This window comes from Cytobacillus sp. QJM3NY_8, assembly GCF_056173585.1.
The window spans coordinates 3,769,437-3,781,917 of sequence record NZ_CM149681.1 but is presented as its reverse complement, the minus strand read 5'-3'; the positions used below and the strand labels follow the sequence as shown (position 1 = coordinate 3,781,917).

General features: G+C 40.2%; 13 protein-coding genes and 1 other RNA gene. 8 read left to right on the top strand and 6 right to left on the bottom strand.

The genetic code is table 11. The features are described from left to right. Positions 1-14 precede the first annotated feature (14 nt). The 6 genes from AC0VZ9_RS19455 (at position 15) to AC0VZ9_RS19430 (ending at position 5,572) form a co-directional block, all read left to right on the top strand. Positions 15-584 (top strand): SLOG family protein, encoded by a 570-nt coding sequence (locus tag AC0VZ9_RS19455; RefSeq protein ID WP_009332692.1) that lies wholly within the window; start codon positions 15-17, stop codon positions 582-584. An 80-nt stretch (positions 585-664) separates the two neighbouring features. Further along, on the top strand, positions 665-964 hold the full coding sequence (gpsB, locus tag AC0VZ9_RS19450) for a cell division regulator GpsB (RefSeq protein ID WP_009332691.1): 300 nt from the start codon (positions 665-667) through the stop codon (positions 962-964). An 81-nt stretch (positions 965-1,045) separates the two neighbouring features. After that, an RNA gene (gene rnpB, locus AC0VZ9_RS19445) (RNase P RNA component class B) lies at positions 1,046-1,434 on the top strand. A gap of 448 nt (positions 1,435-1,882) precedes the next feature. Beyond that, the gene (locus tag AC0VZ9_RS19440; RefSeq protein WP_009332690.1) at positions 1,883-3,022 is read left to right on the top strand and encodes a THUMP domain-containing class I SAM-dependent RNA methyltransferase; all 1,140 of its coding nucleotides are present in this window, start codon (positions 1,883-1,885) and stop codon (positions 3,020-3,022) included. A 233-nt stretch (positions 3,023-3,255) separates the two neighbouring features. Then, positions 3,256-3,423, top strand: a complete 168-nt coding sequence (locus AC0VZ9_RS19435) for a hypothetical protein (RefSeq protein ID WP_009332689.1) — start codon at positions 3,256-3,258, stop codon at positions 3,421-3,423. Positions 3,424-3,643: 220 nt separating this feature from the next. Further along, complete coding sequence (locus AC0VZ9_RS19430) at positions 3,644-5,572, top strand: ATP-dependent DNA helicase (RefSeq protein ID WP_475396640.1); 1,929 nt, start codon at positions 3,644-3,646, stop codon at positions 5,570-5,572. Positions 5,573-5,608: 36 nt separating this feature from the next. Here AC0VZ9_RS19430 and AC0VZ9_RS19425 read toward each other — a convergent pair whose 3' ends face one another. Genes AC0VZ9_RS19425 through AC0VZ9_RS19410 form a run of 4 tightly spaced genes read right to left on the bottom strand, consistent with a single transcriptional unit; the run spans position 5,609 to position 7,620 of the window. After that, positions 5,609-5,908 (bottom strand): metal-sulfur cluster assembly factor, encoded by a 300-nt coding sequence (locus tag AC0VZ9_RS19425; protein ID WP_019379758.1) that lies wholly within the window; start codon positions 5,906-5,908, stop codon positions 5,609-5,611. Positions 5,909-5,919: 11 nt separating this feature from the next. Continuing rightward, positions 5,920-7,161, bottom strand: coding sequence for a hypothetical protein (locus AC0VZ9_RS19420; protein ID WP_475396639.1), 1,242 nt, complete (start codon positions 7,159-7,161; stop codon positions 5,920-5,922). 13 nt (positions 7,162-7,174) lie between these two features. Further along, positions 7,175-7,381, bottom strand: coding sequence for a DUF2249 domain-containing protein (locus tag AC0VZ9_RS19415; RefSeq protein ID WP_009332685.1), 207 nt, complete (start codon positions 7,379-7,381; stop codon positions 7,175-7,177). Next, positions 7,378-7,620, bottom strand: coding sequence for a DUF2249 domain-containing protein (locus tag AC0VZ9_RS19410; RefSeq protein ID WP_026041556.1), 243 nt, complete (start codon positions 7,618-7,620; stop codon positions 7,378-7,380). Before AC0VZ9_RS19410 ends, AC0VZ9_RS19415 begins: the two co-directional genes overlap by 4 nt. A 308-nt stretch (positions 7,621-7,928) precedes the next feature. On the opposite strand from AC0VZ9_RS19410, the gene AC0VZ9_RS19405 reads away from it, so the two are divergent. Continuing rightward, positions 7,929-9,262 (top strand): IS3 family transposase gene (locus AC0VZ9_RS19405; RefSeq protein ID WP_099049178.1). Its coding sequence is split into 2 segments (ribosomal slippage): positions 7,929-8,301 and positions 8,301-9,262, totalling 1,335 coding nucleotides; the frame shifts between segments, so codons are not numbered across the junction. Here AC0VZ9_RS19405 and AC0VZ9_RS19400 read toward each other — a convergent pair. Together AC0VZ9_RS19400 and AC0VZ9_RS19395 are read right to left on the bottom strand one after the other, a co-directional pair. Further along, a complete protein-coding gene (locus AC0VZ9_RS19400; protein WP_475396638.1) occupies positions 9,251-9,439 on the bottom strand; it encodes a hypothetical protein in 189 nt (62 codons plus the stop codon). The genes AC0VZ9_RS19405 and AC0VZ9_RS19400 overlap by 12 nt on opposite strands. A gap of 6 nt (positions 9,440-9,445) precedes the next feature. Next, on the bottom strand, positions 9,446-10,606 hold the full coding sequence (locus AC0VZ9_RS19395) for an MFS transporter (protein WP_019379754.1): 1,161 nt from the start codon (positions 10,604-10,606) through the stop codon (positions 9,446-9,448). Between the two features lie 306 nt (positions 10,607-10,912). On the opposite strand from AC0VZ9_RS19395, the gene AC0VZ9_RS19390 reads away from it, so the two are divergent. Continuing rightward, complete coding sequence (locus AC0VZ9_RS19390; RefSeq protein ID WP_009332682.1) at positions 10,913-12,424, top strand: carboxypeptidase M32; 1,512 nt, start codon at positions 10,913-10,915, stop codon at positions 12,422-12,424. Positions 12,425-12,481 lie beyond the last annotated feature (57 nt).

Genomic DNA, 12,481 nt, shown 5'->3' with positions numbered 1-12,481 from the left:
AGGAGTTTTTGCAATTGACAAAAGTAGCAGTTATTTCAGGGTATAAGCCTTTTGAAGTAGGGATTTTTAAAAATGATGACCCGGCAGTCGGCTATATAAAAACCGCCATAAGAAAAAGCCTGCTTTCACTGATTGATGATGGGCTCGAGTGGGTAATCATCAGCGGGCAGCTGGGTGCCGAGCTTTGGGCGGCTGAAGTTGTATCTGACCTGAAGCTGGAAGGTTACGAAGACCTGAAGCTTGCATTCATAACTCCTTTTTTGGAGCAGGAAGCATCCTGGAAGGATGCGAACAAAGAATGGTATGAATCCATACTGCTTCAGGCTGATTTTGTTGATTCAGTATCAAAAAAACCTTATGAAAGTCCTCAGCAATTCAGGGTGAAAAATCATTTTTTTGTCGGCAAAAGTGATGTGCTGCTTCTTTTTTATGATTTGGAAAAAGAGGGAAGCCCCAAATATTTGTATGAAACCGCAAAAAAATATCAGGAAGAAAATGAATATGAAATTAGACTAATCACCTTTTATGATTTACAATTGATTGTAGAAGAAGAACAATTCTCTCAGAGAGACATATTTGAATAATACACAGATAAATTGACAAATGTACATATCTCTGGAAAAATAGTATTAATTATGATTGGCGATATACTGAGGTGAGTATCATGCTATCCGATAAAATTAAATTAACTGCAAAAGATATTTTGGAAAAAGAGTTTAAGACAGCTATGAGAGGCTATAAGCCTGAAGATGTTGACAAGTTCTTAGATTTGGTCATAAAAGATTATGAAGCATTCCATCAGGAAATTGAAGATCTTCAGCAGGAAAATATGAGATTGAAAAAACAGGTTGACGATGCTTCACGCAGACCGGCAGCACAAACTGCAGGTACAACCAATTTTGATATTCTAAAAAGATTATCAAATCTGGAAAAACACGTTTTTGGCAGTAAATTGTATGATTGACAGGAATTAACAGTTTTTCCTGTTTAAAACCATTGCTATTCCATCGCAGATTACATATAATATTCTTTGTGATCATTAATAGCGTTCGGGTAATCGCTGCAATATGTTTTATATTGTAGAGGAAAGTCCATGCTCGCACAGGCTGAGATGCCTGTAGTGTTCGTGCCTAGCGAATTCATAAGCTAGGGCAGTCTGAGCTAGCTCTGGCTGACGGCAGGGAAAATGCCTAAGTCCTTCTGGATATGGCATGAATACCTTGAAAGTGCCACAGTGACGTAGCCTTTTCAGAAATGAAAAGGGTGGAACGAGGTAAACCCCGCGAGCGAGAAACCCAAATGATGGTAGGGGCACTTTCCCTGAGGAAATGAACAACGGGAAGGACAGGCAGATGCCTGTAGATAGATGATTACCACCTGAGTACGAGACATTTGTCGCTTGCAGTACTACGGTACAAAACATGGCTTACAGAACGTTATTAGTGAGACAGTATGAGTGTTATAAATTCAAGCTCTCCTTTTTGGGAGAGCTTTTTTACTTTTCTGCCTGCTGTTAAGAAGTTTAAGCTGTTTTCGTAAAGTTTGTTGCTATTTAATAACTTAGTTTAATGGTGTAAATTCGAAGTAGCTTATTCAATGTCCTGCGGGAGGAGGGGGAGCGGGAGACCCCGTAGTCGAAGCTGGGGAGGCTCCCGTTCCTCCCCGCGGAAAGCAACTTCCCGCAGTGGAAATCAACGGACTAATTCATTAGCAAAAACACAAAACTTTTAGAAAAAAGCAAGGCTGAAGTCCAAGATGACCAATCAGAGAACCTGAAAGGCTCATTGCGGGTAAGTAAATAAACAGATATACTTTATATGTTGATTGCTAAGCCGAGTTAGGGTATACATAATAGTAATAAGAATTAGGTTAGGGTGAAAATATGTCTAAATACGATTTAATCGCCACTACGGCCATGGGGCTTGAGGCACTCGCTGCCAAAGAAGTGCGCGATCTCGGATATGAATGTGAAGTTGAAAACGGCAGAATAACATATAAAGGCGATGAAGCTGCAATTGTCCGGTCGAATTTATGGCTGAGAACAGCAGACAGAATACGCATAAAAGTGGGAGAATTTAAAGCAACAAGTTTTGATGAGCTTTTTGAGAAAACAAAATCGCTGCCCTGGGAAAATTATATGCCTGAAAATGCCGAATTTCCTGTTTCAGGAAAGTCTGTGAAGTCCAAGCTTTTTTCAGTTTCCGATTGTCAGGCTATTGTCAAGAAAGCAATAGTGGAACGCATGAGAACAAAGTATAATAAGACAGGCTGGCTCGAAGAAAATGGGCCGTTATTTAAAATAGAAGTTGCTCTTCATAAAGATGTAGCGCTTTTGACCATCGATGCCAGCGGAAGTGGACTCCATAAACGGGGATATCGTACGGGGCAGGGGGAAGCACCCCTAAAGGAAACACTTGCAGCTGCACTGGTTATGCTGACTAATTGGAACCCGGATAAGCCATTTGCAGATCCCTTCTGCGGATCTGGCACTATTCCGATAGAAGCAGCGTTAATCGGCCAGAATATTGCACCAGGTTTTAATCGTGAATTCATTTCGGAAGGATGGTCATGGATTCCTGAAAAAGTCTGGGAGGATGGAAGAAACGAAGCTGAAGATCTGGCGAACTATGATCAGCCTCTCGATATTACAGGTGCTGACATTGATCACAGGATGGTGAAAATAGCAGAAGAAAATGCTTTTGAAGCCGGATTGGGAGATTTAATAAACTTCAAACAAATGCAAGTGCGCGATTTTACGACTGCTAAGGAATATGGTGTCATTGTCGGAAATCCTCCGTATGGGGAGAGACTTGGTGAGAAGGCAGCGGTACAGCGAATGTACGCTGAAATGGGGAGGGCCTTGGCCCCTCTTGATACGTGGTCGATTTATATCCTGACTTCAGACGAGGAATTTGAAAATCACTTTGGAAAAAAAGCGACTAAGAAACGCAAGCTCTTCAATGGTTTTATTCGCACAGACTATTATCAGTACTGGGGCAAAAGACCGCCAAGAAATAATTAGATGTAAAAACAAAAGCATAATTCCTCCTGAGGCTGTATAGAATATATCTATCTGATTCTTTTTTCAACATCAGAATCTATATTCTTTTTCGAGAGCTGTCTAGCTCCAGCGCCTACCCCCTCGAGTTCACAAGCCATTCCTCCCAAAAAGGCACAAAACGCCTTTCCGTGAGGCTCGTCTTGTGCATGTCGGGGGTGGGCAAGGCGCTTGCGCTTTTCTAAGGAGGGGTGGCAATGAAACATTCAAGCATTGATTTTAATAAAATTTCCCAGGCGCTTAATGGAACACTTGAAGCAATACAGGGTGACGGTGATCCATCAGCAGAAGCACTGGAGAGTCTAAGAAATGCACAGGACGAATTGCAGCAGGCATTGTCATTTTCTATGTCACGTGTCAACTAATCGTCAATACCTGAGCAGGGGCTGCCTAATAGCACCCCTGTTTTTTTATGTAAAAGATCAATATTCGTTTTTTTATAAATCTTGACAGTTGCAGTATTTGAGATAAAATTATATGATGTTCATTTGATTATTAACAATCTAAATATGAAATACTGATAGAACTGAAATCAAAGCGTCTGGATAAAAAGGCGCTTTAACTTTTTAATTACGGAGGGGTAGCATGTCTAACCGAATGCCTTTTGCCGTATCCAAAAGCGAATCTTTTTACGAAAAGCTAAGCGAGTGGATCGGAGATGTTTTTTACGATATATTGCCTGAAGCAGGATTTGAAATTCGGGATGAACAAATATTTATGGCCTTTCAGCTTGAGAAGGCATTTAAAGACAAAAGTGTTATTTTTGCTGAGGCTGGTGTAGGGACTGGGAAAACGATTGTTTATCTTTTATATGCAATCAGCTATGCAAGGTACATAAACAAACCTGCTATTATCGCATGTGCGGATGAGACTTTAATTGAGCAGCTTGTGAAAAAGGAAGGAGATATTGCCAAGCTGGAGAAAGCATTAGGATTGAATATTGATGTCAGGCTGGCAAAATCACGTGATCAGTACCTATGCTTAAATAAGCTGGATAAGCTCGTAGCGAATGATGTTCATGATCATTATAACCGCATTTTTGATGATCTCCCGGATTTTGTTCAAACAGGATCTTCCATGCAAAAGTTTGAGAAATATGGTGACCGGAAAGATTATCCTGATTTGCCGGATGAGCATTGGAAGAATGTCTCGTGGGATTCAATCCAGGATTGTTTTACTTGTGAGAAGCGCCACCGCTGTGGTCAAACCCTCCATAGGGAATACTACCGGAGCGCAAAAGACTTGATTATTTGTTCGCATGATTTTTATATGGAACATATCTGGACAAAGGAATCAAGAAAACGTGAAGGGCAGCTACCTTTGCTTCCTGAGAGCTCCTGTGTGGTTTTTGATGAAGGCCATTTGTTGGAATATGCATCCCAAAAGGCTCTGACGTATCGTTTTACTGAGCAGATACTGGAATCCATTTTAACAAGACTCATGGCTAATGATGTACGTGAAAAAACGTTAAATATAATTGAGGATGCCATTTACCAGAATGAGCATTTCTTTTTAACACTTGCCATGTCCGCTTCTGGTGACGCAGGCTCTGACAAGAAAACGATTGAAAAAACTGCCGATGTAATGAGAGAAGGCCGTAAACTCCAGAACTTAATCAATACACTTGAGGAAGAATTGGTGTTTGAAAGCGAAATGTACGTTATTAATGAATATGACTTAAAAATTGTCGAAGAATATCTTGAGCAAATCGCATACTCACTTTCACTGTTCCTAAAGGATTTAAAAGGAATTACCTGGTTTGAAGAAACAAATGGTGAAAGAACCCTGGTCATCATGCCAAGAATGGTGGAAGATATTATGCGGGAAGAAGTATTTTCCCAGAAGAAGCCGTTTGTATTTTCTTCAGCAACATTATCAGAGAATAAATCCTTTGATTATATGGCAAAGAGCCTTGGGGTAGATGAGTATTTATCATTTACCGTAGATTCCCCATTTGACTATGAAGAGAATATGGTTATTCACATGCCGGAATTTGCAGAGGAATCTGCCACAGCGAAGATGGATTATATTCTTGAACAAATTATGCTGACAGAAGGCAGGGCTTTAGTTTTATTCAATAGCGCTTCTGAATTGGCAGAATTCAAAGCCTTTGCATCAGGAAAATTGAGTGTGCCAATCTTTTTTGAAGGGGATGCAGAAATAAGTACCCTCGTGTCAAATTTCCAAAATGATGAGTATTCAGTACTCTGTTCTGTCCATTTATGGGAAGGTCTTGATATACCGGGAAGATCCCTGGAAAATGTGCTTATTTTTGGCTTGCCATTTCCTCCTCATGATCCGGTCTTTACAGCCAAAAGGGAAGGTTCATCTGATCCTTTCAGAGAGGTTGATCTGCCATATATGATTCTGAGGTTAAGGCAGGGTATTGGGAGATTAATTAGAACACATGAAGACAAGGGCACAGTTCACATTCTAATGAATGAAAATGAAAACGAAGAAGTGCGTGAAACGATAAAAAAGGTTCTGCCTGCAGAGCCATCCATAAAGAGTTGAACAAAGGCAGTGCCCCAAGCGGGCACTGCCTTATTGTTAACCTCTCAAAAGCTGATTTGCTTCAGATGTCATACGGGCAGGGGTCCAGGCTGGTTCCCAGACAAGATTAACCTCAACAGCAGAAAATTGCTTCAGATCTTCAATGCAATATTTCACTCCGCTGACAATACTGTCATGAAGCGGGCATCCGGGTGTTGTCAGGGTCATGGTAATAACTGCCTTGCCATCATCGGGAAAATCAATATTATAAATAAGTCCCAAATCCACCACGTTTATATTTAACTCAGGATCCATAACTCTTTTTAGATTGCTGAGAACTAATTCTTCTGGATTCATGTTCATTCCTCCTATTTTTTTAAAACAGAAATAATTAAATAACAGAAAACAATGGATGCTCCAAGAGTTAAAATCTGGCCGGAAAGGAACAGGGCAAGGTGTTCATATGCAATGGAAACAGTCACACTGAGTATACCGAGAATAAAGGCGGAAAGAACCGGAATGGATGCCTTGTCATTCATCATATCCTTGAGCGAAGGCACACTGTGTTTGCCTATCTCTTTGCTATATCTCCAAGTCCACCATAAGAATGGAACAATTTTAAATAAATAACCCATAATGCTCAATGCTACCCAAAGCTGGAGGTATGCAAATGCCAGATATCCAATGGCACTTTCGAAGCTCCCGGTAAGCGAGCATATGAAAGCTCCCAGGTGGATGGCCAGTCCTGCAGGTATAGCGAGCAGAGCAAAGCGGAATGAATAATCAAGCTTTTTCTTTACTCTTCTCTGCAGGATTTGCAGCATGTGCCAGGTGAAGAATGCAAATCCGCCTGCCAGAATCATTAATGCAATGGTAAAAAGTGAGTTTTTCTCTGTGAAAAAAGACAGAACTGCCGCAGCCAGCCCTGATGCATAAACCGTAAAGACGTATTTGGCCGGCTTCATGCTGTAGCCATGAGACAAGGAAAACATGGGAACCATTTTATAGGAAAATCCAAAAATCAAGAGGGTAAACCAGCCCGCTGTTCCGAACAGTATGTGGCTTTTAAAAACTGCTTGATAATAATCAGAGATAAATCCAGTTTTCATGCTGAAGACCATAAGGATTCCCAGTAGAATTGCAGTTAACAGGCTAATTAGTGCAGTTCCCACGAAAAGAGTCAATACATTGGGCTTCGCCTGCTGCCTTAAAGTCATGAACATTTGCAGCAGAAACATTAAGATCCCCGTTAAAGTAATAAGCCCAGGCAGCAGTGCACTCTCCGGATTATGAAATAAACTATGGGCAAAATATAATATTCCAAAGGCAGTAACCGTAAATTGGATAAAGCCAAACCTTTCATTCCAAATTGGTGTCAGAAAAACCACTGGAACGAGCTGATACATGGCTCCCATTGCTGTCATCAGCGCCCATCCCAATATAAAAAGATGAGCGGCTGACCAAATTGCGGGTACACGAAATTGGCTGCTGATGATGGAATCCCCTTTAAAAAGAATAAGGGACATAGCTCCTATTAAACAGAGCAGGCTGAAAAGTATAAATAAAAATGGAAGTTTGATATTGGTCTCATTTTTTGTTTTGGCGAACATTGGGATCACCTGCTTATTTCTTAATTTCTATTAAAAAGCTTCCATCTTCCTGTTCGGCAGTTACATGGCTGCAGCCCATTTCGTCCAGCTGTTCATAAAGAAACATGGGCCGCCTGTCATTAATGATTAATAAGGTTTCTCCTTCTGGAAGGCTTTCAAGAGCTGCAAGTGTTCTCAGCATGGGCTGCGGCGGCTCCAGTCCCCGGTTATCCAGCTTCATTTTGACTCACCGCTCTTAGTAAAGATCACTTTCCAATGCTTCTTATCAATTTCTTCAGTTTTATATTCAAACCCTTTTGCCTTTAATACTCCAAAAAGAGGGATGGGCTTAAATGGTGCATGCAGAATAAAAACATCTTCGGCATCCAGTCCAGATACCGCGGACATGATTTTCTGAAATGGCTCCAATTTGTTTTTTATATCTTCTCTTACATCAAGTTCAACGACTTTGTTTTTCATTTTGACCTCTCCTTTAATTGGCTGATAGTTTAAAATAGCTGCCAATAACAGTGAATCAACTGCAGTGAGAATAGTTATTAATTGCTTTAAGTTTAACAGCGGCAGCTTTTCAAATAAGTGACATAAATCATATTTCGAAGAACATTTTTCAAAAGGCATTATAAAGTTATAAAAAAATCATTGGAACAAAAAAACCCGCAGATGCTTACTTGAACTATACCCTAGATAGTGGACACTGATAAAAAAGTGCCCCTTTCTGGGGTTTTTTGTGTTTCAATAGTTTTAATGAATAAGGCGGAGGGTTTTTTATGAGTAAGAATATCTATAATGAATTCCAAATGAAAGAGCTTGAAAAGAATCCTAATGTTTTGAGGGCTTCTGAGAGGTCAATCTCCTATAGTTCTGAATTTAAGATAAAAGCAGTGGCGGAGTACAAAAGTGGGAAAACACCATCGCAAATCTTTATTGAACAAGGCTTTGATCTCGAGATGATTGGCAAGGAACAGCCAAAACGTTGTCTTAAGCGTTGGAGAGAAACATTCGAAAGGTTCGGGGAGGAAGGTTTCCTTACGGAACGTCGAGGTAAAGGGAGCACTGGACGTCCTTCTTCTAAACAACTTTCCATTGAGGAGAAACTAAGGAAGGCTGAGGCAAGGATTAAATTCCTTGAGGCAGAGAATGACTTCTTAAAAAAGCTGGAAGAACTAGAAAGGCAGGCGTTGATGAAGAAACGATTCTAACGGCAGCTGAGAAGTTTTCTTTAATTGAGAAAACCATCAGAACATATCAGTTGAAAAAATCTGTTTCCTACCTGTGTGAACTGGCAGGCGTAAGTCGAAGTGGCTACTATGATTGGCTGAAGGCAGCACAATTACGGGCACAACGTGACGAGAAGGATCAATTGGATATAGAGTTAATTCGAGAAATATTCATAAGTAAAAAAGAAAAAGTAGGTGTCCTCCAGATCAAAATGATTATGGAGAATGATTATTCATCGGTAATGAACCACAAAAAGATTAGGCGTCTGATGGCGAAATATAATCTTGTAACAAAAGTAAGGAAAGCCAATCCTTATCGTAAAATGGCTAAGGCAACCCATGAGCATCGATCTTGTCCCAACCTCCTTAACCGAGAATTTAATCAAGAAGAACCAGGAAAAGTCCTGCTTACTGACATTACTTATCTCTATTTCGGAAAGGGACAAAAAGCATACTTATCCTGCGTAAAAGATGGAGCTACCAAAGAAATTGTCGCTTATCATCTATCCACTTCGTTAGAAATGGATATTGTATATAAGACGCTTAAAAAGTTAAAACAAGCTGTTGGCGATCATTTTCATCCAGAAGCCATACTGCACTCTGACCAAGGTTTCCACTATACCCATCCCCAATTCCAAAGCAAAGTAAAAGAACTTGGCTTAATACAATCGATGTCCCGAAAGGGAAACTGTTGGGATAACGCACCAATGGAAAGTTTCTTTGGGCACTTTAAGGATTTAGCAGAGTATAAATCATTAGATAATTTAGGAGATGTTAGAAAAGAAGTGGATCGAGTGATTGAGGAATATAACCAGCATCGTTATCAATGGGGCTTAAATAAAATGACCCCGGAGCAATACCGGGGCCATTTACTAGCCGCATAGGCGCTTTTTAAACTGTCCGTAAATCGGGGCACAGTTCAACTCTGCGGATTCTTCCTGTTCTTCAATACATTTAAAACAGATTGTTTCATTTTTTTCGTTATGAACTCCGTTGAAGAATCCATCAAGACAGAATAGGTCTTTGCCGCAAACAGAGCAGCTGCCAACTAATTCCTTCATTTTCGGTCACTCCTGGCTCTCTAATATTTGGGAACTTTGCTTTTTAAAGTATATGAACATCCCGCATACCGTTAACAGTAAAAGCGCTGCGGCGATCAAGAAACCTATATTGAAAGTTACTCCCATTAAACCTAATACGGTGGAGCCGGCTACAACGCCCAAAGAAAAAAAGGCATAGAAGAGGCCAAATGCCTTTCCTCTTGTTTTTTCAGTTGTATGGCTGGCTATAAGGGCATTAATGGAAGGGAATAAAAGAGCAAACCCGGTGCCGTAAAGGACCATGCATAAAAACATGAATGCAAGAGAATAAGCTGAACTTAGCAGAATGAGTGCAATTCCAATGATCAGCATCCCTGAAAGCATGCTATTGTGATGCTTAAATGTATCAAAAATTTTATTAATAGGCAGCAGAAAAATAAGAATTGCGGTTATTCCGAAAGTGCTTAATAAGATTCCGCTGTACATTGAATCAAATTGCAGAGCTTCTACCTGAAGGGGGAGAAGGTAAGCAAGTGCCCCTTGAGCAAACATGAGTGAAAAAGCTCCTAAATAGCTTGCTGCGAGCATAGGATTCTTTAATAATGAAAGCATTTTCTCAGAATGAGAGCTTTCTTCTTTAACCTTTTTCAGATTCCCTGATGGCAAAAACACAAAGGCCAGGACTGCACTGCTGATCATCGTTGCTGCTATAATTAAAAAGACCCAGTTTATGCTGTAATTGGAAGCAACCACAGCGCCAAAAGCAGGCCCGATAATGGCAGAACAGCCAACAGCAGCACCTGATACAGCCATTTTTTTTCCTTGTTTGTCTGATTTTCCGCGGTCTGCGATGACTGTAAAAGCTGCAGGTACCAGAAACCCGCCAAATAACCCATGAAAAAACCTTACTGTAATTAAATGCAAAGGTGTCTCAGCAAATGCATACAGGACTAAAATGGTGCCAGTTAAGGAAAGGCCAGAGACCAAAACTTTTTTTGCTCCGTTTTTATCAATCCAATAGCCTGCTAATATATTGCCTATCATATTCGAGAAGGAATACATCCCAACAATTAATCCCACAAAGGCTGGTGAGGAGTCAAAGGTTTTGGCAAAAGGGCTCATAATAGGGAGCTGGGAAAAGGTATCAATAAATGCTGCGATAATGATAAAGTAAATCAAATATTTCATGCTATCTCACTTTCTCGCGTCCAACGGGCAGTAAGACCTTCACTTTAGGGCTAAAGAGGAATCAAAAGAGGATAAGTGGGGGTCAAACTGCCCATAAGGGCACGATAAGTTCAACTAACAATCAGCGGGGAAAAGCGCCCCGCTAATTGAAGTTTCACTTTATAGTTAGTTCACTTTCCACCATTATAACTCTTTGGCCGGCAGGTTAAAAAGAAAAACAGCAATGGGAAAGAGATTATGTTGACTGCCTTTTCAGAAAAATGTGATAAAATGATAATGTAATAGATATATATAGGGGGTAAAATTATGGCAGAATCATTAAAACAGACAGAACAGCAATTCCTTGATTATGTCAAAAAAATGACGGCATATAATGAAGCCATCGGGCTGATGTATTGGGATATGCGGACAGGGGCACCCAAGCAGGGTCTGGAACAGCGTTCCGAAGTGATTGGAATGATCTCTTCAGAAGTATTCAAAATGTCAACATCTGAGGAAATGGCTGCATACATAGCAAAACTTTCAGGTCAGGAAAATCTTACTGAAGTGACATTGAAAACTCTTGAAGAATGCAAAAAGGATTATGATCGGAATAAAAAAATTCCTGCGGAGGAATATACGGAGTATGTCATCCTGCAATCCAAAGCTGAAAGCATTTGGGAAGATGCAAAAGCAAGCTCAGATTTCGAGATGTTCCAGCCATATTTGGAAAAGCTTGTTGAAATGAATAAACGATTCATTTCTTATTGGGGATATGAAGGTAACAAATATAATACTCTGCTGGATATGTATGAACCTGGTGTTACCGTTGAAACACTTGATCAGGTTTTTGGGCAGCTTAGGGAGAAAATTGTCCCTCTGGTTCACCAAATTTCCGAATCACAGAATAAACCGGACACCAGCTTTTTATTTGAACACTTTGCCAAGGACAAACAGCGGGATTTCAGCCTTAAAGTTCTTGAACAAATGGGTTATAACTTTAAAGCAGGACGACTGGATGAGACTGTTCATCCTTTTGCGACCGGTTTAAACCCTGGTGATGTCCGGGTGACAACCAAATATGATGAAACAGATTTCCGAACTGCCGTATTTGGCACGATTCATGAAGGCGGGCATGCTCTGTATGAACAAAATATTTCTTCTGATCTTGTGGGCACCCCGCTATGCTCTGGAACATCCATGGGAATTCATGAATCACAGTCATTATTTTATGAAAACTTTGTTGGAAGACATTTTTCTTTCTGGAAAAGGAATTATGACCTTCTTAAAGAATATGCCAGCGGTCAATTTGATGATGTGCCAATAGATGCTTTTTATCGTGCCATTAATGAATCAAAGCCTTCTTTAATCCGTATTGAAGCAGACGAATTAACATATCCTCTTCATATCATCATCCGATATGAAATTGAAAAGGGCTTGTTCAATGATGAAATCGAAGTTAAAGACCTTCCTGCAATCTGGAATGAAAAATATGAACAATACTTGGGAGTAAAGCCTGAAAATGACGGAGCAGGCATTCTGCAGGATGTTCATTGGGCTGGAGGAAGCTTCGGTTATTTCCCTTCATACGCTTTAGGATATATGTACGCAGCACAGCTTAAAAACAGCATGTTAAAGGATTTGCCAAACTATGATGAATTACTTGAAGAGGGCAATTTGCTGCCAATCAAAGAGTGGTTTACCCAAAATGTGCACCAGTTCGGCAAAATGAAAAAACCGCTTGAAATCTTAAATGACGTAACTGGAGAAGGACTGAATGCCCAGCATTTAATTGATTATCTATATGATAAGTACGGTAAGGTCTATCAGTTGAAATAGGTGTTTATTATAATTTGAGAAGAGGGTGGCCTCAGCCATCCTCTTACTTCATGGAGA